We start from the raw sequence: 23,624 nt of genomic DNA on the forward strand, positions 1-23,624 counted from the left end.
CTGCTCGCTCTCGGAGAGTCCGGCGTCTCCGTCGCGGCGGCAGTCCCTGATGTTCACAGACCGGACGAATCGGAATACTCCGGTGCTGCCGGGCCTTGGACTCATCACCTCCGCCTCTCCTCCAGAAGGAATTCCATGACCAGCTCGACCGCTCCCACCGTCCTCGTCGTCGGCTCGACCGGCAGCATCGGTCGCCTCACCGTCGCTGAAGCCCTCGCGCACGGATACCGGGTCCGCGCCCTGGTGCGCGATGCGGAGCGTGCCTCGCACATCGTTCCCGCAGGCGCTGAGCTGGCGGTCGGAGACGTGACCCGCCCCGAGTCGTTGCGCGCAGCCGTCGACGGCGCCGAGGCAGTGATCTTCACCCACGGGGTGGAGACCACCGAGCAGGCCATCGAGGAGGTCAGCTACGCGGGGGTGCGTGACCTGCTCCAGCTCCTGGCCGGACGCGACGTGCGGATCGTGCTGATGTCGGCGGTGGGCGTCACTGCACGCAGCGGGCTGTACAACACCCTGCACCCGGCGGAGTGGAAGCGCCGCGCGGAGCGCCTCGTCCGCTTCAGTGGGCAGCCGTACACGATCGTGCGACCAGGATGGTTCGATGAGAACGGGCCCGACGAGCACCGGCTCGTGCTCCGCCAGGGCGACCGCCACCATGCCGGCGATCCGGGCGACGGCGCTGTCTCCCGCGAGCAGATCGCTCACGTCCTCGTCGCCGCGCTCAGCTCGCCGGCGGCCACCGGCAGGACGTTCGAGCTCGTCGCCGAACAGGGCCCTGCGACGGAGGATCTGGAGCTCCTGTTCGCAGCCCTCCCTGCCGACCCGTCCGACGGTCTCGACGCCCCCGGGGACGTGCGCGACATGCCTCTGGACGACGAACCGCAGCGAGTGCTCGACGATCTGCGCGCGCTCCGCGACCAGGGGTGAGCGTCGGCTCAGAGGACCTTCTTGACCACGCTCGACTTGAGCTTCATGGCACCGAAGCCCGGGACCGTCGCATCGATGTCGTGCCCGTCGACCGGCTCTATGAGGCGGATCCCGCGCACCTTGGTGCCGACTTTGATGGCGCCGCCACCACCGCCCTTCACCTTGAGATCCTTGGAGATGGTCACGGTGTCCCCGTCGACGAGAACGTTGCCGACGGCGTCCCGGATCGCTGGCGGCGCATCTTCTAGCACGCTCTCTTCAGCATCCTTCGCGGTCCCGGCCGCCCATTCGTGGCCGCACATGGGGCACGCCAGCAGCAGGCCGGACTCGTAGGTGTACGCCGCATCGCACTGCGGGCAGCTGGGCAGGACCTCAGACATCGAACACGGACTCCCATCGGTGACAGCACCCAGGCGATTGCCTCGGTCGCAGTGGCCTCTGCCTGGCAGTATCCCCCATCGGGGCGTGGGCAAGCAGGCCTCCGCGGCATCCGGTGCGGGCCACGCGACTCCCATCACGGCTGGACGTTGAGCACTCGCACGTCACAGATGCCGGCTGAGGTGCGTCCGTGAATGAGGAATCCTCGTCATGGGACTGGGGTCGAGAGTCTCATCCCGGCGTCTTGAAGGACCCTAGAGGCTCACTCCTATGAGACACATGGGCGCAGGACGCGCGCGGCTGAGTGGTTAGGCTGGGTGGATGGCCACAGTCCTTCTCGTGCGGCACGGCCGCTCCACCGCCAATTCCGCTGGAGTGCTGGCAGGTCGAGCTGCCGGCATCAGTCTGGACCAGAGAGGGCGGGACCAGGCGGCGCTGACCGGAGACCGGCTCGCGCCTGTGCCCCTGGTCGGGGTGGTGTCGAGCCCTCTTGAGCGTTGTCAGCAGACCGCCCAGTTCATCCTGGATCGCCAGGCAGGCGCGCCGCACGCGCCCGTCGACCACGAGCTCACCGAGTGCGATTACGGCCGATGGCAGGGCCGCATGCTCAGTGATCTGGCGACCGAGGATCTATGGCCGGTGGTCCAGTCACAACCGTCCGCCGCCGTCTTTCCGGGCGGTGAATCCCTGGCCGCGATGCAGGCTCGGTCAGTGGCAGCGATTCGACGCCACGATGCGACGTTCGAGTCCGAGCACGGGCCAGGGGCCGTATGGGCGGCAGTCAGTCACGGCGACATCATCAAGTCGATCCTCGCTGACGCGCTCGGCATGCACCTCGACCTGTTCCAGCGCCTCAACGTCGGCCCCGCTTCCGTATCGATCGTGCGCTATGGCACGAGCCGGCCGAGTGTCTACGCGACCAACACCGATGCGGGCGATCTGTCGTGGTTGTCGAGCGGCGTCGACGCCGGCGATGCGCCGGTCGGCGGCGGTGCAGGCCAGACGACACCGTGAAGCTCGAGGTCGTAGAGTACTGACATGCATACGCGTGCTCATGAGTTCTCCTGGCCCGACCGGATCGTCATCGGCACCATCGGACTTCCGGGGGCGCGTACTTTCTACCTGCAGGTGCGCGCAGGGAAGGAAGTCGTGAGCATCGCCCTGGAGAAGCAGCAGGCGGCTCTGCTCGCGGAGAAGATCGACGAGATCCTCGACCAGCTCATCACCATCGAGAGCAACCCCTTCAGCATTCCCACGGGCACTCCCGTGGAGCTTGAGGACGATGATCCGCTCGAAGCCGTCCAGGAGCAGTTCCGCACAGGGGTCATGAGCTTGGCATGGGACCCGACCACGGCCCAGATCATCATCGAGGCGGAGCCTCTCATCGACGATGACGATGCCGCGGCCGCTGGCAACGCCGAATCGCTTCATGACAACGGGGCCGACGAGCCCGAGAGGCTGCTCGTGCGAATGCCTGTCGGCACCGCCCGCGCCTTCGCCGAGCGCACCCGCGAGATCGTGAGTGCTGGACGCCCTCTGTGCCCGCTCTGCGGTGAACCCGTGGACGCTGACGGGCACACCTGCACCCTTCCCGAGGGCTGATGTCGACGCCGGACCCGTTGGCTGCCGAGCTCACTCTCACCGGCCGTATCACGACGGCGTCGAACGCCACTTTTCTGGGCAGCATCAGCGACGTGTCAGTCGTCTACAAGCCGATAGCCGGCGAAAGTCCGCTATGGGATTTTCCCCAGGGAACGCTGGCCCACCGAGAGGTGGCCGCCTACCTGGTCTCGCAGACCCTCGGCTGGGGCGTCGTGCCCCGCACCTGGCTGCGGAATGGTCCGCTGGGCGAAGGAATGGTGCAGCTCTGGCAGGAGCATGACCCCACCCAGAACGCCGTGGACCTGATCGCGGCGGACCACGTGCCGGAGTCGGGATGGAAGCAGGTCCTTGAGGGACTCGATGAGGACGGACGGACGATCGCCCTCGTCCACGAGGACTCGCCGGCGCTGCGACGCATGGCGGTGTTCGACGTCATCGTCAACAACGCCGATCGCAAAGGCGACCACGTCCTCTCCCTGACCGACGGACACCGGCATGGCGTGGACCACGGGCTCACCTTTCACCGCGACCACAAGCTGCGCACCGTGCTGTGGGGATGGCGGGGAGGCGCCCTGACCGCCGACGAAGAAGACGGCATAGATCGTGTCAGCGAAGGTCTCGGCGGCGAGCTGGGCCGAGACCTGGCCGATTTGCTCAGCCCCGAGGAGATCACCTCGCTCGCCGCGCGCTGCGACCGGCTGCGCCTGACCGGGCGGTTTCCGGCTCCGAGCGGTGAGATGCCGGCGGTACCTTGGCCGCTGTTCTGAGGGAAATACTGGCTCATCGCATTTGAAGGTGGAGCAGGGGCCTGATTCCTCCGGTGTCGAGGAGAGGCCGGAGGAGGGAGCGAGCCTGTCGCTGGGGCTTATGCCGAATGACCCCTCATCGAGCGCTTCGGCGGAGCGCGCAAGGTCAGTGAGCGCGGCGTACAGTCAGGCCATGAGGAACGAGATATCGTTCACGACCTCCGCCGACGGCACGAGCATTGCGTGGTCCCGTCACGGCGAGGGCCCACCGCTTGTGCGTGCGGGTACCTGGCTGACACACCTCGAATACGACTGGTCCAGTCCGGTGTGGAATCACTGGCTGCTGGCTCTTGGCCAGCGCTTCAGCGTCATCCGCTACGACGCCCGCGGCAACGGACTCTCCGACCGCAATCCGGTCGATTACAGCCTGGCCGCGCTGCTGGCAGACCTTGAGGCCGTCGTGGACGCTGCGCGGCTCCCCAGCTTCGCTCTGTTCGGCATGTCGCAGGGCGGCGCTGTGGCCGTGGAGTACGCGCGGCGCCACCCGGAACGGGTCACTCATCTCATCTTGTTGGGGGCATACGGTCGAGGCATAGTGGCGAGAAACCCCGGCGCGGCGATTCTTGAGGAGATGGAGCTCGAGCTCCAGATGATCAAAGTGGGTTGGGGGCGCGCTGACCCGATCTATCGCCGCGTCATCACCTCGTCATTCATTCCCGGCGCGAGCGAGACGCAGATGCGTTGGTTCGACGACCTCGAACGTCGGTCGATGACGCCGGAGGCGGCTGTGGCCAGCAGCATCGGGAGAGCGAATGTTGACGTGAGCGCGTCCGCCCGTGCCGTCACCGCCCCCACTCTCGTCCTGCACGCGGATGGGGATCGATCTGTCCCCTTCGAGGAAGGACGGCGGCTGGCGGGCCTCATCCCAGGTGCCAGGCTCGTCAGCCTGCACGGGAAGAACCACATTCTGCTGGCCGATGAGCCGGCCTGGGACGAGTTCATCGACGAGGTGACTGCGTTCGCCGGCGCAGCGCCGGTGAAGCCTCCGAGCGCGAGCCTGACCAGCCGTGAACTCGAGGTGCTGCGCCTGTCAAGGGACATCGGGATCTCCCTGTGGGCGGACGTTTGATCTCCCTGTCCGCGGACAGTTCATCTCCCTGTCGGCGGTCAGTTGATCTCCCTGCGGGGTTAGGTCAAAGGGACGACACCGCGTCCGGCGGTGGCCTCGGCCAGTCGCATCGAGGTGCCCTCGGTGGTGAGGACGTGGGCGTGGTGGAGGAGCCGGTCGACGGTCGCGGTGGCGAGGGTCTTGGGCATGAAGGTGTCGAACCCGGCGGGGTGGAGGTTGCTGGTCACGGCCAGGCTCCGCCGTTCGTAGGTAGCGTCGACGAGGCGGTAGAACGCTTCGGCGGCGGCCTGCCCTGCCGGGAGCATGCCGATGTCGTCAACGACGATCAGGTCGGCGCGGGTGATCCGGGCGATGACCTTGTTGATCGACCCATCGACGCTGGCCCGTCCGATCGCGGTGGTCAGCGATTCCAGGGTGAACCAGGCAACGCGCATGTCGGCGTCGATCACCTGGTGGGCGATCGCCTCGACGAAGTGGGTCTTCCCGGTGCCGGAGGGCCCGCTGATGGCGAGGTTCTCAGCGCGGTGGATCCATTCCAGGGTCGCCAGCGCCGACTGGGTCGGGGCGGGGATGGAGGAGGCGGTCTCCTGCCAGGTCTGGAAGGTCTTCCCGGCTGGCAGGCCGGCGCTCTTGCGGCGCATCGCCTTGGTGGCCGCGTCCCGCCCCCGGACCTCTTCAGCCAGAAGGACGCGGAGGACCTCGGTGGGGTCCCATCGCTGCGCTTTCGCGGTGGCCAGCACGTCCGGGGCGGCAGCACGGAGGTAGGGCATGCGCATGCGCTTCAGGACCGTGGTCAGGTCCTCGGGCAGCGGCGGGGCAGTCATCGTCGTGGTGACGGTCATCGGGTGGTCTCCATGCTCGTGGTGGTGGTGAATCCGGCCCAGCTGGTGGTGCCGGGCTGGGCGGAGTGGGTCTCATCAGCGATGACCAGGTCTGCGACCGCGGCACCGCTTAAGTGGTGGTCGACGATGGTGGCCAGGTCACCCTCGGCGAAGCGTCCGGCGGTCGCGGCGATCCCGAGTCCGGCATCAACCTGATCGGTGCCGACCAGGGCGGCCAGCTCGAGCGCGGCGGTCATCTTCGCCCGGATCCGCACTGTCCCGGCGGCAGAGGCCTCGATCAGCCAGGCCCTCGCCCCATCTCCCAGGGCGAGGAAGTCCCGCTCGGCGCTGGTGCGGGCCCGGGGCCGCGGAACGCGGGGAGCGCCGGTCGGGTCCTGGGGATGGTCGGGATAGTGGGCCAGGTCGATCCGGGGAGTGCCCGGGGTGGAGAGGCGATGGCGGGCGACCTCGACCAGCCCGCGTCGGTCCCCGGCCCAGTCCGGGAGGGTGGGTAGGGCGTCGAGGTCGGCGATGATCACCAGCTCCATCCCCGCGGCGCGGACCCAGACCTCGGCCCCGACCAGGCCCGGCGGCGTGGAGTAGCGCACCGATCCGAACCGCACCGTCTGATCGGTGCCCACCGACCGGGTCTGGCCCAGCGCCATCGTGTGAGGAGCCGCCGGCAGCACGTGCAGGCGGGCACGTTCCTCGGCCAGGGCCTCGGCCGGGATCCGTGCGGACTCTCGATGCCTGCGGGCGTTGACCTTGTGGGTGAACGTCTCGCAGGCGGTCTCGAGCTCGGCGAACGAGGCGTAGTCGGCGCGGAGGTTCGCGTCGGTGGGCACCAGATCCGCCTTCGCGATCTTCACCGTCGCCTCGGTCCCGCCCTTGGACTCCGGATCGAAAGGGACGCAGGTATGGACCTGCATGCCGTAGTGCCGGCCGACCTCGACGATCTGCGGATGCCGCACCGGGACCCCGGCCACGTGATCGATGCTGACGGTCCTCGGGTTGTCGGTCAGGACATAGGTCGGGACCCCGCCCAGGCGGTGCAGCGTCGCATCCAGGCACGTGATCAGCGTGGGCAGGGTCTGGTCCCAGACCGGGATCACCACCCGGAACCTCGAGAAGGCCAGCCACGCGCAGAACAGCCACGTCCGCCGCGGCGTCCCGTCCGGGCCGGGCACCTTCGGACCCTCACCCCAGTCGAACTGCAGCCACAGCCCCGGCTCGGTGATCCACGGCCGGTAAGTGCGCCGGTGCCCGGCCCGCCACGCCGCCTTGGCTCGTGCGACCGCCCGCCGAGTAGTTCGCTCCGTCCCCGTGAACCCCTGCGCGACCAGCCGTTCATGGACCACGTCCGCGCGGACCTTGCCGCTACTGCGCTCGACCCACTCCTCGATCTTCGGCAAGAACCCATCCAGCATCCGCGGCCGCCGGCCCGGCCCCATCACCGGCGCCCCCGCATCCCGGGCAGCGACGTAACGCCGCACCGTCTTCGCATCCACCCCCGCCAGCCCCGCCGCCGAATGCGCGGACCCCGTGGCGTCGAACGCCTCCAGAATTTCCATGATCTCCCTGTCAGACTTCTTCATGCGTCCCTCCGGTGGGTACCTGCTCGTGGTGGTAGAAGACCTCGAGCAAACCCCGGAGGGACGCGCATTTCGGGACCGACACGGCCCGATCCCAGGACCACAGACAGGGAGATCAACTGTCCGTCAGCAGGGAAATCCGTGTCCGCCTACAGGGAGATTGGCATGTCCGCTAGCAGCGCCTTGTCGCCCAGGGAATGAGCAACGACGAGTGCAGCAGCCGGCTGTCGATGAGCACCCGGACCGTCGAACGCCACCTCTCCAACGTCTATGCGAAGCTCTCGCTCACGGGCAAGTCAGCGAGAGCCGCAGCAGCGGCACGATTGACCGAACTGGAGCGCGGCGCGCTGGATGAGTGAATCCTCTGGGCGTCAGGCCGCTCGGCGCAGTATCCGCAGCCCGGCGGCACTGGGTGGTGCCCGACATTCCCGCCCAAAATACTCGACAGGCATGGCGGCTATCACCGATGCGCCGACCGTGGCATCGGCCTAGCGTGAAACACGTAGTACACACCGCAGATGCACACTCCAGGAGGACGTCATGCCATACATCAACGTCAAGGTCATCGAGGGCGTATTCACGTCAGAGCAGAAGCACGAGATCATCAGGAACCTCACCGACGCCATGGTGCAGATCGAGGGCGAAAGTTTGCGCTCCGTCACCTCGTGCGTGATCGATGAGGTACGCAGCGGTGACTGGGGAATCGCAGGCGAGCCTCTGACCACCGAGGACGTGATGACCCTCGCCCGCGGTGCGGTCGTCGGCTGATCGCCCGTTGAGTGCAACGACTGCAAAGGAGCGCCGTCCGCGTGCGAACGGCGCTCCTTGACGTGCACAGCACTAGTCATTCGGCCCGGTGGCGACACCATGGCAGTGCCCACCCCGCATGTCCGACAACATCGTCATCGGCTCGGAGCTGATCCTCCGTTCAGCGGCTCGGCTGGATCGGTGACTTCGGCCAAGACGCCGCGAGAGCGCTGCGCAGCCGCTCCCGGGTGATCATTGATCGCCCCCGGCTGCGTGAAGCATCCGCGTCGCTGCAGCCTTCACCCGGCTTCGGAGTTCCTCGGGACGATCGATCACCACCTCGCAGTCGAGAGCCGCGATGACGGACGGTAGCCAGTCGAGGTTCTCTGCATGGATCACGGCCCGATGCCAGGGCGGGGCGTCCTCCCGACCCCGCTCCGCAGCACGGTCCAACCTTTCGAGCCGAGCCACACTCTGCGGCAGATGACCCCTGATGTGATCCTCGGTCTCTCGAATGCGCAGTACGACCTGCCATCGATAGTCCGCATCGGCGAAGAGTGCGAGCAGGCGACCTTCCATATCGGACTGTTGCGGTGGCGCGAAGGTTCCAGGTATCGACCGAGCCGATCGAATCCGGTCCACCCGGAAGGCACGTTGCTCCTGCTTGTCCGTGTCTAACGCGACGAGATACCACCGGTCCGAATGCGCGACCAGACCATAGGGGTGGACCGTGCGTCGAGAGTGAACACCTTTGCCACCGACGTAACGCAGGTCGAGGACGTGTCGAAGAGTCACGGCCTCCGCCACCGTCAACATCACAGCAGGGTCGGGAGCGACTCCCCCGTCCTGCGAGGTCCGCGTCATCACCCCGAGAAGGGCGTCGATCCGCTCCGCGTCATCGGTCGGCAACGCTCGTTTGATCTTGGACAGGGCAGTCTGCGCGGCAATCCCCGGGACGCGTGAAGCCGCCTGTGTACGGGCGAGCCCCAAAAAGACCGCGACCACTTCCTCAGAGCTGAACATGAGCGGGAGGACGCGTTGACCGGGCGCGAGCCGATAACCGCCGTAACGCCCTCGCAGCGTCTCGACGGGCACTCCCAGATCGAACAGTCGCGCCACATCTCTGCGAACAGTCCGCTCGTCGACACCGAGGCGATCAGCCAGCTCGGCGCCGGTGCGCAGCTGCGCGGATTGCAGCAGCTCAAGCAACTGCAACACTCGCGCGGTCGTGTCGGCCATACCGTCCATCATCCCTCTGATACCGGTCAGTTTTCGCCCGGTATCACCAGTACCGTCGTGTCCGCGGCCGGGCACATCGGGCCGCACATTTACTACAACGAGGAGAAAGCAATGCAGCTGGCAGCCACTCGCATCTTCACCGACGACGTCGACGCACTCGTCACGTTCTACGAAACAGCCACCGGACTCATCGCCGAGCGCCTCCACCCGATGTTCGCCGAGCTTCGCACACCATCCGGCACGCTAGCCATCGCCAGCACTGCGACAGTGCCGTTGCTCGGAGAGCAGGTCGCCGAGCCACGTGCGAATCGCAGCGTCACCTTGGACTTCCTCGTCGACGACGTCGACGCGACCTACACAGCGCTTCAGAATGTCGTTGAGGTGTTCGTCAATGAGCCGACGGATATGCCATGGGGCAACCGTTCGCTCCTCATCAGAGATCCGGACGGCAACCTGATCAACATCTTCACGCCGATCAGCGAGGCAGCCCAGGACCGATTCTCGAACGAGGCCCAGGATTAGAACCTGGAGTATGTGCAGCCAATTGGCCACAGAGCGCGCCTCTGGCTGCGGGAACCGCCATCCAGGATCAACACACCACGCTGCAGAGAAGCGCGAACTAGACGTTGAAGCGGAACTCCACCGAGTTCCGGTGATTGCGGAACCTTTGGTGCTAAGGCTGTCCCTTTGCCGCCATATGACCCGGAACTAAGCTATCACCCAGGGTCATGGCAGAGTCGCGAGGGGCCAGCGGGCGCGCCACCGGACGGCATGGCTACACGACTCCATCTACCGAGACATGAGGTTTGGCCTACCGCCAACGCTGACCCAGTACGGACACTCGCCATCGTGATTCCCCCAGTCGCACGCGTGAGGACCCTCGTGGTGGTGCCAGCCGCCGAAGCGACCAAGCTCCTCAGACCAGTGCTCACAGCGGATGACCTTCGGCGCGCGATCGGGGTTGTCCTCGGTCATGAGCCCATGATTTCACTCATTGCTAGCCTCAGTCCCTAGCCTCGAGATTTCACGGGGGCGCGGTCTTGGAGGGTGGACCAGATAGCGAAAGGCGCTCCTGGCCAGGGATAATACGGGTTGTCGAGACTCGCATTCATCCGCTGGAAGGAGCACCTTTCAGGTGTCCCACCCTACCTTGTTCTACTACCCTCGTCCGCGCGTGGACATCGCTGAGGTCCCGGCGGTCTCGCACGCCGGTGCGGTGCTGCTGACCGACACGATCCACGCCACCGGCCTGGCCGCTTCACTGCGGGAAGCGTTGACGCCGTGGACGAAGCCGCTGGCCGAGCATCACGGGTCGAAGGTGCTGCTGGATCTCGCCATGACGCTCGCGGTGGGCGGGGAAGTCGCCCGCGACACTGACCTGCTGCGGTGTGAACCGGGCCTGTTCGGCGACGTCGCCTCGACGCCGACGATCTCCCGCATGCTCACCACGCTCGCCCAGGACGCACCCGCCGTGATCGAGGCGATCTCTCGGGCCCGCCGGGCCGCGCGTGAACGAGCCTGGACTTTCGCCGGCGACCACTCTCCAGCCGCGAAGACCAGTGCGAAGAACCCGCTGGTCATCGACCTCGACGCCACCCTGATCAATGTCCACAGCGAGAAGGAGCAGGCCGCACCGACGTTCAAACGCGGCTTCGGCTACCACCCCCTCTGCGCCTTCCTCGACCACGGCCAGACCGGGACCGGAGAACCTCTCGCGATCCACCTCCGGCCCGGCAACGCAGGCTCGAACACGGCCAGCGACCACATCGCCGTGACCCGTCAGGCTCTCGCCCAGCTGCCGTCCGGACTGCTCTCCTCTGGCGGGCGGGGCTCGAAGAAGATCCTGATCCGCACCGATGGAGCCGGCGGCACCAAGGACTTCATCCAGTGGCTGACCACGCGGCGTCTGGCCTACTCGGTCGGGTTCTCCCTCCCCGCAAACACTCCTGGCGTGCTGGAACGTCTCGACGAGGCGAAGGCGTGGACTCCCGCCTATGACAGTGACGATGACGGGGTCCGTGAGGGCGCGTTCGTGGCGGAACTGACCGGGCTGCTGGACCTTTCCGGCTGGCCAGGCGGGATGCGGGTGATCGTGCGGAAGGAACGTCCCCATCCCGGAGCGCAGCTGCGGATCACCGATCACGAGGGGATGCGCATCACCGCGTTCGCGACCAACACCCCACGCGGACAGCTGCCCGTCCTCGAGCTGCGGCACCGCCGCCGCGCCCGGTGCGAGGACCGGATCCGCAACGCCAAAGACACGGGCCTGATGAAGTTTCCGCTGCAGTCCTTCACGCAGAACCAGATCTGGTGCCAGGTCGTCCAGCTCGCCTCCGAGCTTGTTGCCTGGATGCAGACCATCGCCTTCACCAGTGACGACGCCAGGAAGTGGGAGCCCAAACGGCTTCGCGCGCGGTTGTTCGAGGTCCCTGCGACCCTGGTGCGCCGCTGCCGGCACAAGGTCCTCCACCTCGCCCAGCACGCACCCGAAGCCGTGAAGGTCCTGACCGGCGTCAACCGGCTCCGCACCGCCGTCGCGCAGAACTGAGTAGCGAGCCCACCCGTCCCTACGACCCCCAGCACCTTCTCGGGAGTGGAACCCGACCGCCCGCAACGGACACTGCGCCGACCTGTCACGCCCGCATGCCAGAATCAGCAGCTGAACGCCGGCAACGACGCCGAACGCCCCCGCTCACCAACCCGATGAAACATCGAGGCTAGACTCTTCATCCCCCGAGGCAAGTCCGCGGAACCGCTCGAAGAACCTGGACAGGGCTTCGATGACCCGCTTCTTCTTGTCGCCATGGTTGGACTCGCGGTTGAACCGCGACACGGGTGGCAGGATGCGGGTGATCTCGGTGCCCGCTGTGCGCAGCTGGCCGTCCCGGAACGCGGCATCCACGAACGACCGCGCCTGCTCCAGCTTGAGCTTGTGCGTTTCGATGAGCTCTTGAAGCTCGGCCTCTCGCTTCGCGGCCATGTACGCCTGCCACTGCTCATCGACCGCGCCCTGCAGCGACACCGACTCGACGAAGTCCTCGACGAGGTCGCGCTTGCTGCGCAGGGTCGGGCTCGCGTCGACGGCGCGGGTGATCTCAGCGCGGATCTCCTTGTCGTCGCCGTCGCCCTCCTCGGCGCGGAGCTTCTCGACGAGCATGAGAATGTAGTCGACGTTGATCTCGACCTGCTTGACGAGCTCGATCTCGAACACGACGTCGTCATTGATGACCTCCCTGTCGCCGTCGCGATCGCGCGTGTACTCGTCGCGCAGGCGCAGGTAGATGCTGGTGTAATCCTGCCGCTGTCGCTCGGTGAGTGGGTCGTTGCCGTCGAAGTCGTCGAAGGACGTGAGGATGTTCTGCAGCCGCAGGATCGCACCGAACAGCTGGATGAAGTACTTCTGCGCCTGCTCCCCCACGATCTGCTGCCCGATCGGGAAGCGCGTGAGCAGTTCGGTGACCTTGTCGACGTACTCGCCGTAGTAGTCGCCGTACGGTTTCAACAGGACGACGCCGCGGGCATCCTTATTGCCGAACAGTTCCAACGCCGCGTTGGTCTCTTCCTCGAGGTCGCGGAAGGCGACGATGTTGCCGTAGGTCTTCACCGAGTTGAGGATGCGGTTCGTGCGCGAGTATGCCTGGATCAGGCCGTGGGCGCGCAGGTTCTTGTCGACGAACAGTGTATTCAGCGTCGTCGCGTCGAAGCCGGTGAGGAACATGTTCACCACGATGACCAGGTCGATCTCGCGGTTTTTCATCCGCTGCGACAGGTCCTTGTAGTAGTTCTGGAACCGGTCGGCGCTCGTGTCGTAGCTGGTCCCGAACATGTCGTTGTAGTCCTGGATCGCGTCTTCCAGGAACGAGCGCGTGTCAAGGTCGAGCGCATCAGTGTCGAACGCTTCATCATCGAGGATTCCGTCGGCTTCGGCCTCGTTCGCACCGTAACTGAAAATCAGCCCGATCTTCAGCCGCTTGTCCGGTGGCAGCTGCTCCATCTGCAGCTGGAACTGGTTGTAGTAGCGGCGTGCGGCATCGATCGACGCGGTCGCGAACAGCGCGTTGAATCCGCGCACTCGTTTCCGCTCCTTGAGTGCCTCCGCCTGACGCCGGCCCCGCACTGAGTCGGCGACGTTCGTCACGACCGCGTGTTCGTAGCTCGATGAGCGCTTCGTCTTCTGATCGAAGTGCTCCAGGGTGTAGGCCACGACATCGCGGATCCGACGCGCATCCATGAGAGCTCGCTCACGGTCGATCGCTGACACCTGTGAGTCGTCGGGGTTCCCGACCTTGATGGTGTTGATGTAGTCGATCCGGAACGGCAGCACGTTCTTGTCTGTGATGGCGTCGACAATCGTGTACGTGTGGAGCTTGTCGCCGAAGGCCTGCTCGGTCGTGCGCAGCCGAGGGTTGCCACCGCTGCCGGCGTTCGCGGCGAAGATCGGCGTGCCGGTGAAACCGAACAGGTTGTACCGCTTGAACGCGCGCGTGATGTCGGTGTGCATGTCGCCGAACTGCGACCGGTGGCACTCATCGAAGATGATCACCACGTGGCCAGAGAAGACTTCGTGGCCCTTGTTCGCCTTGATGAACGTCGACAGCTTCTGGATCGTCGTGATGATGATCCGCGCACCGGCGTCCTCAAGCTGCTTCTTCAGGATCGCCGTCGACGCATTCGAGTTCGCCGCGCCCTTCTCGAACCGGTCATACTCGCGCATCGTCTGGTAATCGAGGTCCTTGCGATCCACGACGAACAGCACCTTGTCCACACTCGGCATCTTCGACGCGAGCTGCGCCGCCTTGAACGAAGTGAGCGTCTTACCCGAACCAGTAGTGTGCCAGACGTATCCTCCTGCATCGAGTGTGCCGAGCGTCTTGTAGTTCGTCGAGATCCGGATCCTCTGCAGGATCCGCTCGGTCGCGACAATCTGGTACGGCCGCATCACCAGCAGGTCCCGATCCGCGGTGAGCACGCAGTACTTCGTGAGGATGTTCAACAGTGCGTGCTTCGCGAAGAACGTCTTCACGAACGCCGTCAGCTCGGTGATCGGCTTGTTGTTCGCATCGGCCCACCAGCTGGTGAACTCGAACGAGTTGCTCGTCTTCCTGCCCTTGCCAACGCCACCACACTTCTTCTGCTCGGCCAGGTGCCTGTTGCGAGTGCTGTTGGAGTAGTACTTCGTGAGCGTGCCGTTGCTGATCACGAACAGCTGCACATACTCGAACAGGCCCGAGCCCGCCCAAAAGCTGTCGCGCTGATAACGACTGATCTGGTTGAAGGCCTCCCGGATGTCCACGCCGCGACGCTTCAGCTCGATGTGCACCATCGGCAGCCCGTTGACGAGCACGGTCACGTCGTAGCGGTTGGCGTACTTCGCACCGCCCTCGCCAGCGTCGCCCTCGCCGCGGCCGATCTCGTACTGGTTGATGACCTGTAGCCGATTGTTGTGGATATTCGTCTTGTCGATCAGCGTGATGTTCTTCGTCGTCCCATCGTCGCGTCTGAGGAGCTGGACGTGATCTTCCTGCACATGCACGGTCTTTTCGACGATGCCGTCGTTAGCACCTGCGATCTTCGTCGTAAAGAACTGCTCCCATTCGGCATCCGAAAAGGTGATCCTGTTGACCTTCTCGAGCTGCACGCGCACGTTCGCGACCAGTTCCGCCTCGGAGGTGATCGGCAGGTAGTCGTATGCCTGCGCCTGGAGGAGGCGGATCATCTCTTTCTCGAGCGCGGACTCCGACTGATAGACATCAGCCTGCGACGGATCATGAACGAACTCAGCGACAACCGTGCTCTCCGACGAGACAGCGATCGGATCGTACGTACGCGCCGGCGCATCGCTCATGCCGTCAGTTCCTTGAACGTCAGAAGCCGGTCACGATAGTGCTCGTACTGCTTGCGACGAGCATCGAGTTCGGCAGGGAGGCCGATGTTGATGTCGCTGACGAGCGCGTCAAACTTATCGAGCACTTCGACGATCTGCTCCTTCACAGTCATCGGTGGATTCGGAATCGGAATCTTATTGAGATTTGCCTTATTTAGTTTCGGCTGCGCCGCGCCAGATATGTACGGGGCAAGATCGATCGAATTCAAATAGAACTCGACGAAGCGTCGCTCGGCGTACGTGGGGAACTCCAAAACGTGGGCATGGTTATTCACCCAAGTTTTGCCTGAGACCGAGAACGCGATCGGGGTCGAGCGCGCGAGTAGATTCGCCCCATCCTCCGACACCAGCAGGTAGTCCCCATCGAAGATGTGCTCACTCACGTAGTCGACAATTCCGGACGCGCCGTAATAGGGAATTTCACCGGGTACACGTGCGTCGCGGGTTACTGGCCTGCGACGATTGTCAAGGTTTTTCGCGAGATCGCCAAGTTTACTGATCGCCACATTTGAGCCAAACGTGAGCGCGGCGTGCCGATAGTGCTCGTGCTGGGCGCGCCGCGCTTCCAGCTCCGCTTCCAGCTCCGCTTCCAGCTCCGCTTCCAGCTGAGTGAACTTATCCAACACTCGCACGATCTCGCGCTGCACCTCGAGTGGTGGCACCGGGATGCGTGCCTTCGCAACGTTCTGCGTCGAGATCGACGAGATCTTTGAGGAGGAGATACTTCGCCGAATCTGGTCTCGAAACAAGCGGGAAGCGAAAAAGTACGATACAAACTTGGGGTCCATCGAGCTCGAGAACGCATAGCACGCATCATGGATCGCGATGGGTTCACTCCCCAGCCATGCGACAGACTTTCCAATGTCTTCGATCGTCTCGCCAGCTGATGCCATGATTACGTCGCCCTGCTGCGCGAAGCGAAGTGTGCGTGCACGTTCGTGCGATACGTAGGAGATGCTCTGAACTGCAGAAATGCCGTACTTGGTATATATCTCACCATAGTGAACGCACGGGACACCCGCGTCGATCATGTCGTCTTTGACGAAACGCTTCCCCCGCACGACCCTGCCGACATCGCCAAGCTGTTTGTACTCCACTCCGCTCGGGCACAGCTCCTGAATCAGGTCATCGATGCGGCTCATGCGAAGAAGTCCTCATCGATCTCGACGACCTTATAGGTCTCTTTCACCTGCACGCCAACGCCGTAGCGGATCATCAGGCTCGTCAGGCGTGTGCCGTCGATCAGGATGATGCGGGTCGGCACGTTCTCGGCGTAGGTGCGTGCGCCGTCGGAGAAGCGGCTGGTCGTGATGAAGACGCCACTGTCGGCTTTACCGCTGAGTGCTCCAACGAACGCCTGGAGGTCGGGGCGTCCGACAGCGTTGCCGTCTTGGTAACGCTTGGCCTGGATGTACACGCGATTGAGGCCGAGGATGTCCTGGTCGATAACACCGTCTATGCCTCCGTCGTTGCTGAGCTGGGTGACGCTGCCGGCCCCGGTGGTGCCGCCGTAGCCCATTGACAGCAGGAGATCGACAACCGCCTGCTCGAAGAAGCCTGGGTCTTTGTCCTGCAGCCGAGTGAGCAGCTCGACCGCGATCTCGTCGTGGATGCGCTCGATGCCGCTCTGCACCTGCTCGGTAGGAGTCATCGACGACTCTTCGGTCGGAGCGGTCTTTGTAGACTCGTTCGTCTTGCGGGTCGTGGTCGCCACGTACTCGCGGATGGGCGAGCTGGGATCCGCACCGAGCGCCTTGATGTCACGTTCCTTGGCACCGTTCGGAAACAGCTCGATGAGCTGCTTGCCGGCATCGGTGATCTGGTAGTGACCGCGTTTCGGACGCCTGAGCGCGCCGACGTTCGTCAGGAACGAGACGCCCCAGCCGATGCGGTTCTCATACTTGAGCGCGCTCCCGGACGGAAGCATCTCCTTCTTCTGCTCATCGGTGAGCTGCGCCTGATCAGCTACGAGAGGCTGAAACTCGCGCCAGTGGCGGATGATGCCATCGCTCATCACCTTGAGCGTCGGGATCATGAAGCCTTCCCAGTTGGGCATGTCCGTCATGACCGCGCACCTTCCAGATCCACCACGATCTCATCGATCGCTTTACGAAGCTCTGCCTGGCGCGCGACGATGCGCGCGATCTCGGCGTTCAGCTCGACGATGTCGACTTCCTCGCGGGTATCCTCGGCCTCTACATACGACGACACGGCGATGTTGTAGTCGTTGGTGGCGATGTCCTCGTTGCTCACGACGGTGGTGAAGTAGTCCTCGGGCTCGCGCGTCGTGAACGCCTCGAGGATCCTCGCCTGGTGCTTATCGAGCAGCTTGTTCTTGTTGCCAACGCGCTTGAACTCGGCTGACGCGTCAATGAACAGCACGTCGCTGGTCTTCTTCGACTTCTTCAGCACGAGGATGCAGGTCGCGATCGTCGTGCCGAAGAACAGGTCCGGCGGCAACTGGATCACGGTATCGATGTAGTTGTTGTCAACGAGGTACTGCCGAATCTTCCTCTCCGCTCCCCCGCGGTACAGCACTCCAGGGAACTCGACGATCGCTGCCGTGCCGTTCACCGCCAACCAGCTGAGCATGTGCATCGTGAACGCGAGGTCGGCCTTCGACTTCGGCGCGAGGACACCGGCCGGCGCGAACCGCTCGTCGTTGATGAGCAGTGGGTTGGCGTCGCCCTCCCACTTGATCGAGTAGGGCGGGTTGGAGACGATCGCCTCGAACGGCTCGTCGTCCCAGTGCTGGGGATCGACGAGGGTGTCGCCGTGGGCGAGGTTGAAGTCGGCGTAGTTGACGTCGTGCAGGAACATGTTGATCCGTGCGAGGTTGTACGTGGTCAGGTTGATCTCCTGGCCGTAGAAGCCCTGGCGGACGTTGTTCTTGCCGAGCACCTTGTCGAATTTCAGCAGCAGCGATCCCGATCCGACGGCCGGATCGTAGACCTTGTTGACCTGTGTCTTGCCGACCACCGTGATGCGGGCCAGCAGTTCGGAGACTTCCTGCGGCGTGTAGTACTCGCCACCGGACTTGCCGGCGTTGGCGGCGTACATCTGCATCAGGTACTCGTAGGCGTCGCCGAACAGGTCGATCGAGTTGTCTTCCCACCGCCCCAGCGGCAGGTCACCGATCGCGTCGAGCAGCTTCACCAGCTTCTGATTGCGCTTGGCAACCGTCGAGCCGAGCTTGTTGCTGTTGACATCCAGGTCGTCAAACAGACCCTTGATGTCGTCCTCACTGTCCGTACCCAGCGCCGACGCCTCGATGTTCTTGAAGACGCGCTCGAGCGTCTCGTTGAGGTTCTCGTCCCGCGCCGCACGCTCCCGCACGTTGGCGAACAGATCGGACGGCAGGATATAGAACCCTTTCTCCGCGACAACCTCGTCGCGCGCGAACTCCGCGTCAGAGTCCGCCGTCAGCCGGTAGTCGAACAACGCATCGCCCGCATCATGCTCGTGCTTGTTGAGGTACGCCGTGAGATTCTCAGAAATGAACCGGTAGAAGAGCATCCCCAGCACGTACGATTTGAAGTCCCACCCGTCGACGCTGCCTCGAAGGTCGTTCGCGATGCGCCAGATGGTCCTATGCAGCTCGGCACGCTGCGCCTCTTTGGTGGTCGGTGCCATAGGTTTGTCTCCTCCGCGCCACTGCGCAATCACGGTGCTGGGGTATTTGCTCTCACGATATCGGGTGCCACTGACACTCGGGCTTCCCGCATCATCACCGCGTCGACTCGTTGAACGCCACAGCCGCTGCGGCCGTCATGTTCAACGAGTCGACGCGGCCACTCATCGGGATCGTGACCCGGCAATCGAGCAGTGCGTCGGTCTCAGGCGTGATGCCGTGGCCCTCCAGCTCACGCAACGAGCATCACCGACGAACGATTAGTGCGTGCGCCTCGACGCCGAGTTGCTCGGCGAGGGCGTCGACCGAATCCAGCGTGAGGTTGCGCTCGCCACGCTCGATGCCGGCAAGGTACCGAGTCGACACTCCGAGTTCTTCGGCAAGACCTTCCTGCGACAGGTGGCGCACAAGACGCAGGTCGCGCACCTGCGCTCCGAGCACCTTCTTCAGCGGTTCTGTCACACATCCAGCCTCATGCCTGGTAGTTATGACTTCCAGGAAGTTATCGCTTCCAGTTGCGGCCCGGGTGTTCGCGCACGACTCGCCCCGCGCCCGCATCAGACCTCGAAGGAGAGCGTGACGATGCCCGACCCACAACAGATCCCAGAGGACGGCCCGAACGCCCTCCCCCGCGTCCTGCACACACCACGCAGCAGGGCACTGCTCTCGGAATCGTGGGCCCAAGCGGAGGAGGCAAAGCGAGAGGAGTGGGCAGGCAACGACCCCCAGTTGCCGCATGAAGCCTATGCAGCGGGCGAACCATGCCGCGCGTGTGGGCGTGCCCTTCTCGGTGAGCCAGCCCTGGGAACCGATGAAGAGAGCATTGCGTTGATCGACGCCGACAATGCCGAGTTCCGAGCCGAACATGAGGCGTGCAACATGGGCGTTTGGCGTCTCGCGGGCAACAGGGTGGAGCACTGCCACCTGTGCTGCCCGTTCCCGCCGCTTTCGCCGACTCAGCGCGATGAGCTCCGACAGCTCCTGTACCCACCCTCATTGCACATCAACCGCAGCGCCACCTGGCGAGTGGAACTGACCTGTCAGCACGTCGAGACCTTGACCGGGCATTCCCCTCGCTACGTTGAGCCAACCGTCCAATGCACCGAATGCTCCGTCATCCGCGGCGTGGTCAAAGCCGTGCGAATCGATGACCAGGCGAAGGATGGTCACGACGGCAGATGATGGCGCTCATCGATTTTCCCCAGAGTTGCTCGGTGAAGCTCCCCAGGGTCGCGGGGTTAGGTTAGCCGAGGTTCGTGCCGGTGGTGGCGCGGCGAATTTCTTCGGCGGCGGTGGCGTGGTGACGGAGCCTGTAGGAGGCGCCGTCGAGGGTCACGACGACGGAGCGGTGGAGAAGCCGATCGAGCATCGCGGCGGCGACGGTAGTGTCGCCGAGGATCTCTCCCCAGGCACCGACTGGCCTGTTCGTGGTGATCACGATCGAAGTCTTCAGGTAGCGCTGGTTGATGACTTGGAACAGGGCCGAGGCAGCTTCGGCCGGCAGCGGCAGATAGCCGAGCTCGTCGATGATCAGCAGAGTCGGGCCGGCGAAGAACCGCATCATCGTGGACCACTTCCCCTCGATCGCGGCGCGGTGGCAGCGAGCGGCGAGGTCAGCGGCGGAGGTGAAGTAGACCCGATAGCCAGCATTGACTGCGGCGTGGCCGAGGCCGGTGGCGATGTGGGTCTTACCCACTCCGGGCGGACCGATGAGCAGCACGTTCGTCGCGTTCTCCAGGAACCGGCAGGTCCCGAGCTCTGCGAGGAGGTTCGGGTCGATGCCGGAGGCGGCGTCGTGGTCGAAGTTGCTCAGCGTCGCTCCGGTGGGCAGGTTCGCGAACCGGAACCGGCCCGCGAGGCGACGTTTCTCGGTGGCGCTCACCTCGATCGCCAGCAGTTGCTCCAGGGCGTGGGTGAGGGTCCAGTCTTCGGCCTGGGCTTGATCCAGGATGCCGGGGAGGGCTTCGGCGGCGTCCGCGAGCTTCAGCTCGTCCAGGTGGCCCTTGAGCTGCTGATAGACACTCGCAGGAGTCGGAGCGGGTGAGGTGGTGGTCATGTCAGGGTGTTCCTGTTCTTCGCGGCCTGCTCATAGGCGGCCAGGTCGATCACGGTGGCGTTCGGGGCCGGCGGCCCGGTCAAGACCTGGGCAGCGGCCAGCGCCGCAGCACCGGGTGGGATGCGTTCCTTTCGGCGGTGGGGCCGTCCCGGCGGGGCCGAGGCCAGCGCGATGGTCTCCAGCGCGGTGACGTGCTGATCGGTGCGCTGGGTGATGCCCAGACCGGGCTCGGCCAGGCGGTGACGAGCAACCGCCGCGCCGGAGGTGGTGGTGATCTCGATGTGGTCCTTGCCGAGGTGCTGATGAACATTGACCGTGGCCATCGCGAGTTCGGGTGGGACGGAGTATCGGTTGCCGCGCCAGTGGATCAGGGCCTGCCGCGAGACGGTCCGGTGTTCGGTCACCACCACCGGGAACGCCATCGGCGGCAGGGGCCGGAGCCGCTCTTGAGCACGCATCGCCGCTGCGGTGGTGGTCCCGGTCGGGCTCTCGCGGCGGCGGCCGTCCTGCCGGGCCGCGAACGTTTCGAGGGAGGTCTGGGCCTGCTCGGCCGTGATCTCGTCGGGCAGGGTTCGCCACCAGCGTTGGGCGGCGGTGTGGTTGTTCTTCTCGACCACGCCCTTGCGGTTGCCTGAGCGGGGTCGGCAGGTGACGGCCTGGACTCCGTGGTGCTTCGCGAACGCGGAGAACATCGCGGTCAGGTCCCCGGTGGCGGGGTCCAGCACGGTCCGCATCCGATCGAACCGCCACACCCTGGTCAGCCCTCCGAGGAGGGAAAGCACGGTCGTCATCGCGGCCAGCAGGTGGGGCAGGTCCATCGAGGGCGCGATCGCGGCCCGCCAGACGCCGGAGTGGGCGAGCGAGCCGACCAGCAGGAACGCTCGCTTCGTGGGGTAGGCCCACTGCTCGGGTGCGTCGGGCAGCTCGAGCCAGTCGAACTGAGTCTCCTCCCCGGGCGGATGCTCGATCACCGCATTCGGACGCTTCGTGACGTGGGCGCAGGCCTGGCAGGCCGGCCGCAACGACCGGTCACGGATCTGCCGGGTCAGGGACTGGTAAGAGCCCTCGAACCCCAGCGGCCGCAGCTCGTCCAGCAGCGTCACGGCCCAGAGGTGGGGGTCCTCGATCAGTCTGGCGGTGACGTAGTCGGTGAAGGGCCCGAATGCGTCCGGGACGGCGGGTTTACGGACTCCGGGCTCGCGGTCGCCGCGGAGGTAGGAACGGATGGTCTTGCGGTCATGGCCGGTGCGTCGGGCGATCTCGCTGATCGTGATTCCCTGCCGGTGCAGAGCGTGGATGTCCACGCTGCTCCTCTCTGAGAGCATGAGCGTTGGGCCTCCCTGGAAGGCTGGTGAGTGGTCAGAGACCACCAGCATCCAGGGAGACCCGCCTCATGCGACGGAGCGACCCAGACTGGGGAATTTCGGTGAGCACAACTGGGGAATTTCGGCGAGCGTCATCACAGAGACATCGAGGGCCTCCAGTCGGACTATCAACGACTCACAGATGAGCAATGGAGCTGGATCAAGCACATCGTTCACACAGAAGATGGCCCTCGCCGCGGGCGGCCGCGCACTGACATACGCACGATCGTCGACGCCGCTCTCTACAAGACCCGCACAGGCATCCCGTGGCGCGAGCTCCCAGCAGAGTTCGGGTCATGGCAGACCGCGTTGCGCCGGCACAACCAACTGGTGGCGAGCTCCCAGTGGGACGAGATCACTCGCACTCTGGCGGAACGAGACCTGCCCAGTGAACTGCGGCGTCGTTGACGCGACCGACTTTTGAGTCAAGCGGCTTAATGAGTCAGCGCACCGCCCGAGAGATCGCGCGCCGAACGACGTGAACCCGCCACAGCACTGGCCAGCCGACGCTGCGTCCCAGAGACGCTCCCGCACCGCAGAAACGAGAATCGGCCCCTGCAGAAGTTCCGCAGGGGCCGACTAAAAGCGCAGGTCAGCGGCATAAACGCTAAGCAACTGATGGTAGATCGGAACTCGTCCGACGAGCCAGATCGGAAGCTGCGAAGGTAAAACCCCTGGTCAGAGGCCATCTTTAGACGTTGAAGCGGAACTCCACCACGTTCCGGACAGCACTACCGTCTCGAATACTCGGGCTTGACCTTGCTTGACAGGTCGGATAGGATCGCGACAAGCCTTCTGAGATCGCGTGAGCAAGATCAACGAAGGGGGATCACCCCACGTGGGCTGTGTCGAGCAGCGCGTAGTCAGCACCGGGTAGCACCGGGAACCACGTCGAGATTCAGATTTAGACGACCCGGCAGGGAGTGACTTCTCCCGTAAGGCACGGAGGTCCGGAAGGGCCCAGTGGAGCATCGCGCACGGCGACCGGGAAAGTAGCCGGACAACTATTCCCCCCGTCTCCGGACAGATATTTCTGTCTGGAGTTCTCATGGGGTACACCACTCCTCCCAAGTCAAACCTGTCCCACTACATCAGCCTGACTGAGGCTGTCCAGCTCGGGTATGGCGCGTATCAAACGCTTCGTCGATACATCGCCGATGGCAGGCTGCCCGCTGTCAAGGTCGGCGGCCGTGTCAAGGTCCTACGCACTGATCTCGATGCGCTCGCTGTACCGACACGCGCCAGCGGCTTCGAGTCCATCGAGTCCGCCGTCGAGCGGATCGTAGCGTCTGCTCCCCCGTTGTCGGATGAACAGGTCCGCCGTCTGCGCGCTCTCCTTGGCGGTGCCAAGTGAGTACTGCACAGGCATCCGTCGTGGGCGGCGTCCACCGCGAGCCCTGTTATCGCGTGCTTACCCAGCGCCGCAGCCAGTGCGGTTGGGGTGCCAGTGAGGAACATACCGGGAACGATGTGCTGTGGGATATCTCTGCGACTAAGAGTTCTGTGGA

General features: G+C 64.7%; 23 protein-coding genes and 1 pseudogene. 11 read left to right on the forward strand and 13 right to left on the reverse strand.

Annotation, left to right across the window (positions count from 1 at the left end):
* Positions 1-135: 135 nt before the first annotated feature.
* Positions 136-927 carry an SDR family oxidoreductase gene (locus ACT3UF_RS00855; protein WP_444502733.1) on the forward strand — a complete coding sequence of 264 codons (792 nt, stop codon included), beginning with the start codon at positions 136-138 and terminating at the stop codon, positions 925-927.
* A gap of 8 nt (positions 928-935) precedes the next feature.
* On the opposite strand, the gene ACT3UF_RS00860 is transcribed toward ACT3UF_RS00855, so the two are convergent.
* A complete protein-coding gene (locus ACT3UF_RS00860) occupies positions 936-1,307 on the reverse strand; it encodes a zinc ribbon domain-containing protein YjdM (protein ID WP_444502734.1) in 372 nt (123 codons plus the stop codon).
* A gap of 319 nt (positions 1,308-1,626) precedes the next feature.
* Here ACT3UF_RS00860 and ACT3UF_RS00865 point away from each other — a divergent pair, with 319 nt between their 5' ends.
* From ACT3UF_RS00865 to ACT3UF_RS00880, 4 genes are all read left to right on the forward strand, one after another.
* Positions 1,627-2,319, forward strand: a complete 693-nt coding sequence (locus ACT3UF_RS00865) for a histidine phosphatase family protein (protein WP_442332517.1) — start codon at positions 1,627-1,629, stop codon at positions 2,317-2,319.
* A 24-nt stretch (positions 2,320-2,343) separates the two neighbouring features.
* Positions 2,344-2,907: a DUF3090 domain-containing protein gene (locus ACT3UF_RS00870; RefSeq protein ID WP_442332518.1), complete on the forward strand. Its 564-nt coding sequence runs from the start codon at positions 2,344-2,346 to the stop codon at positions 2,905-2,907.
* Positions 2,907-3,674 (forward strand): SCO1664 family protein, encoded by a 768-nt coding sequence (locus ACT3UF_RS00875; protein WP_442332519.1) that lies wholly within the window; start codon positions 2,907-2,909, stop codon positions 3,672-3,674. The genes ACT3UF_RS00870 and ACT3UF_RS00875 overlap by 1 nt, the downstream gene beginning before the upstream one ends.
* Positions 3,675-3,846: 172 nt before the next feature.
* On the forward strand, positions 3,847-4,782 hold the full coding sequence (locus ACT3UF_RS00880; RefSeq protein ID WP_444607958.1) for an alpha/beta fold hydrolase: 936 nt from the start codon (positions 3,847-3,849) through the stop codon (positions 4,780-4,782).
* Between the two features lie 59 nt (positions 4,783-4,841).
* Here the strand turns inward: ACT3UF_RS00880 and istB (ACT3UF_RS00885) are convergent, their stop codons facing one another.
* Positions 4,842-5,624, reverse strand: coding sequence for an IS21-like element helper ATPase IstB (istB, locus tag ACT3UF_RS00885; RefSeq protein ID WP_193119620.1), 783 nt, complete (start codon positions 5,622-5,624; stop codon positions 4,842-4,844).
* A complete protein-coding gene (gene istA, locus ACT3UF_RS00890) occupies positions 5,621-7,198 on the reverse strand; it encodes an IS21 family transposase (protein ID WP_444607959.1) in 1,578 nt (525 codons plus the stop codon). The genes istB (ACT3UF_RS00885) and istA (ACT3UF_RS00890) overlap by 4 nt, the downstream gene beginning before the upstream one ends.
* A 188-nt stretch (positions 7,199-7,386) precedes the next feature.
* Between istA (ACT3UF_RS00890) and ACT3UF_RS00895 the strand changes: the two are divergent.
* Both ACT3UF_RS00895 and ACT3UF_RS00900 read left to right on the forward strand, forming a co-directional pair.
* Positions 7,387-7,554: pseudogene (locus ACT3UF_RS00895) on the forward strand (helix-turn-helix transcriptional regulator); the annotation flags it as partial.
* Positions 7,555-7,735: 181 nt separating this feature from the next.
* Entirely contained in the window at positions 7,736-7,963 is a 228-nt protein-coding gene (locus ACT3UF_RS00900) for a tautomerase family protein (protein ID WP_442332521.1), read from the forward strand.
* A 231-nt stretch (positions 7,964-8,194) separates the two neighbouring features.
* Here the strand turns inward: ACT3UF_RS00900 and ACT3UF_RS00905 are convergent, their stop codons facing one another.
* Entirely contained in the window at positions 8,195-9,181 is a 987-nt protein-coding gene (locus tag ACT3UF_RS00905; RefSeq protein WP_444607960.1) for a helix-turn-helix transcriptional regulator, read from the reverse strand.
* 111 nt (positions 9,182-9,292) lie between these two features.
* On the opposite strand from ACT3UF_RS00905, the gene ACT3UF_RS00910 reads away from it, so the two are divergent.
* On the forward strand, positions 9,293-9,703 hold the full coding sequence (locus ACT3UF_RS00910) for a VOC family protein (RefSeq protein WP_444599899.1): 411 nt from the start codon (positions 9,293-9,295) through the stop codon (positions 9,701-9,703).
* 613 nt (positions 9,704-10,316) lie between these two features.
* Positions 10,317-11,729, forward strand: a complete 1,413-nt coding sequence (locus ACT3UF_RS00915) for an IS1380 family transposase (RefSeq protein ID WP_444502887.1) — start codon at positions 10,317-10,319, stop codon at positions 11,727-11,729.
* Between the two features lie 144 nt (positions 11,730-11,873).
* Here ACT3UF_RS00915 and ACT3UF_RS00920 read toward each other — a convergent pair whose 3' ends face one another.
* The 9 genes from ACT3UF_RS00920 to istA (ACT3UF_RS00960) form a co-directional block, all read right to left on the reverse strand.
* The gene (locus ACT3UF_RS00920; protein WP_444607961.1) at positions 11,874-15,026 is read right to left on the reverse strand and encodes a type I restriction endonuclease subunit R; all 3,153 of its coding nucleotides are present in this window, start codon (positions 15,024-15,026) and stop codon (positions 11,874-11,876) included.
* Complete coding sequence (locus ACT3UF_RS00925) at positions 15,023-16,207, reverse strand: restriction endonuclease subunit S (protein ID WP_444607962.1); 1,185 nt, start codon at positions 16,205-16,207, stop codon at positions 15,023-15,025. Before ACT3UF_RS00925 ends, ACT3UF_RS00920 begins: the two co-directional genes overlap by 4 nt.
* On the reverse strand, positions 16,204-17,130 hold the full coding sequence (locus tag ACT3UF_RS00930; protein ID WP_264154852.1) for a restriction endonuclease: 927 nt from the start codon (positions 17,128-17,130) through the stop codon (positions 16,204-16,206). The genes ACT3UF_RS00925 and ACT3UF_RS00930 overlap by 4 nt, the downstream gene beginning before the upstream one ends.
* On the reverse strand, positions 17,127-18,698 hold the full coding sequence (locus tag ACT3UF_RS00935) for a type I restriction-modification system subunit M (RefSeq protein ID WP_444599877.1): 1,572 nt from the start codon (positions 18,696-18,698) through the stop codon (positions 17,127-17,129). Before ACT3UF_RS00935 ends, ACT3UF_RS00930 begins: the two co-directional genes overlap by 4 nt.
* 94 nt (positions 18,699-18,792) lie before the next feature.
* Positions 18,793-18,936: a TrmH family RNA methyltransferase gene (locus ACT3UF_RS00940; RefSeq protein ID WP_081014865.1), complete on the reverse strand. Its 144-nt coding sequence runs from the start codon at positions 18,934-18,936 to the stop codon at positions 18,793-18,795.
* A 6-nt stretch (positions 18,937-18,942) separates the two neighbouring features.
* Positions 18,943-19,563, reverse strand: a complete 621-nt coding sequence (locus ACT3UF_RS00945; protein WP_444607963.1) for a helix-turn-helix domain-containing protein — start codon at positions 19,561-19,563, stop codon at positions 18,943-18,945.
* A gap of 126 nt (positions 19,564-19,689) precedes the next feature.
* Positions 19,690-19,866, reverse strand: coding sequence for a hypothetical protein (locus tag ACT3UF_RS00950; protein ID WP_444607964.1), 177 nt, complete (start codon positions 19,864-19,866; stop codon positions 19,690-19,692).
* Positions 19,867-19,939: 73 nt separating this feature from the next.
* Complete coding sequence (gene istB, locus ACT3UF_RS00955) at positions 19,940-20,752, reverse strand: IS21-like element helper ATPase IstB (RefSeq protein WP_444607032.1); 813 nt, start codon at positions 20,750-20,752, stop codon at positions 19,940-19,942.
* Positions 20,749-22,056 (reverse strand): IS21 family transposase, encoded by a 1,308-nt coding sequence (istA, locus tag ACT3UF_RS00960; protein WP_444607965.1) that lies wholly within the window; start codon positions 22,054-22,056, stop codon positions 20,749-20,751. The genes istB (ACT3UF_RS00955) and istA (ACT3UF_RS00960) overlap by 4 nt, the downstream gene beginning before the upstream one ends.
* Positions 22,057-22,221: 165 nt before the next feature.
* On the opposite strand from istA (ACT3UF_RS00960), the gene ACT3UF_RS00965 reads away from it, so the two are divergent.
* The gene (locus ACT3UF_RS00965) at positions 22,222-22,524 is read left to right on the forward strand and encodes a transposase (protein WP_444608402.1); all 303 of its coding nucleotides are present in this window, start codon (positions 22,222-22,224) and stop codon (positions 22,522-22,524) included.
* Positions 22,525-23,164: 640 nt separating this feature from the next.
* Positions 23,165-23,470, forward strand: coding sequence for a helix-turn-helix domain-containing protein (locus ACT3UF_RS00970; RefSeq protein WP_029152152.1), 306 nt, complete (start codon positions 23,165-23,167; stop codon positions 23,468-23,470).
* Positions 23,471-23,624: the final 154 nt, after the last annotated feature.

This window comes from Brachybacterium sp. AOP24-D1-21 (genome assembly GCF_052378665.1).
Taxonomy (GTDB): domain Bacteria; phylum Actinomycetota; class Actinomycetes; order Actinomycetales; family Dermabacteraceae; genus Brachybacterium.

Excerpts from the sequence above, each read along its gene's own strand:
- ACT3UF_RS00855 (WP_444502733.1), top strand. The coding sequence starts at position 136 with ATGACCAGCTCGACCGCTCCCACCGTCCTCGTCGTCGGCTCGACCGGC.
- ACT3UF_RS00860 (WP_444502734.1), bottom strand. The coding sequence starts at position 1,307 with ATGTCTGAGGTCCTGCCCAGCTGCCCGCAGTGCGATGCGGCGTACACC.
- ACT3UF_RS00865 (WP_442332517.1), top strand. The coding sequence starts at position 1,627 with ATGGCCACAGTCCTTCTCGTGCGGCACGGCCGCTCCACCGCCAATTCC.
- ACT3UF_RS00870 (WP_442332518.1), top strand. The coding sequence starts at position 2,344 with ATGCATACGCGTGCTCATGAGTTCTCCTGGCCCGACCGGATCGTCATC.
- ACT3UF_RS00875 (WP_442332519.1), top strand. The coding sequence starts at position 2,907 with ATGTCGACGCCGGACCCGTTGGCTGCCGAGCTCACTCTCACCGGCCGT.
- ACT3UF_RS00880 (WP_444607958.1), top strand. The coding sequence starts at position 3,847 with ATGAGGAACGAGATATCGTTCACGACCTCCGCCGACGGCACGAGCATT.
- istB (WP_193119620.1), bottom strand. The coding sequence starts at position 5,624 with ATGACCGTCACCACGACGATGACTGCCCCGCCGCTGCCCGAGGACCTG.
- istA (WP_444607959.1), bottom strand. The coding sequence starts at position 7,198 with ATGAAGAAGTCTGACAGGGAGATCATGGAAATTCTGGAGGCGTTCGAC.
- ACT3UF_RS00900 (WP_442332521.1), top strand. The coding sequence starts at position 7,736 with ATGCCATACATCAACGTCAAGGTCATCGAGGGCGTATTCACGTCAGAG.
- ACT3UF_RS00905 (WP_444607960.1), bottom strand. The coding sequence starts at position 9,181 with ATGGCCGACACGACCGCGCGAGTGTTGCAGTTGCTTGAGCTGCTGCAA.
- ACT3UF_RS00910 (WP_444599899.1), top strand. The coding sequence starts at position 9,293 with ATGCAGCTGGCAGCCACTCGCATCTTCACCGACGACGTCGACGCACTC.
- ACT3UF_RS00920 (WP_444607961.1), bottom strand. The coding sequence starts at position 15,026 with ATGAGCGATGCGCCGGCGCGTACGTACGATCCGATCGCTGTCTCGTCG.
- ACT3UF_RS00925 (WP_444607962.1), bottom strand. The coding sequence starts at position 16,207 with ATGAGCCGCATCGATGACCTGATTCAGGAGCTGTGCCCGAGCGGAGTG.
- ACT3UF_RS00930 (WP_264154852.1), bottom strand. The coding sequence starts at position 17,130 with ATGACGGACATGCCCAACTGGGAAGGCTTCATGATCCCGACGCTCAAG.
- ACT3UF_RS00935 (WP_444599877.1), bottom strand. The coding sequence starts at position 18,698 with ATGGCACCGACCACCAAAGAGGCGCAGCGTGCCGAGCTGCATAGGACC.
- ACT3UF_RS00945 (WP_444607963.1), bottom strand. The coding sequence starts at position 19,563 with ATGTTCGGCTCGGAACTCGGCATTGTCGGCGTCGATCAACGCAATGCT.
- istB (WP_444607032.1), bottom strand. The coding sequence starts at position 20,752 with ATGACCACCACCTCACCCGCTCCGACTCCTGCGAGTGTCTATCAGCAG.
- ACT3UF_RS00970 (WP_029152152.1), top strand. The coding sequence starts at position 23,165 with ATGGGGTACACCACTCCTCCCAAGTCAAACCTGTCCCACTACATCAGC.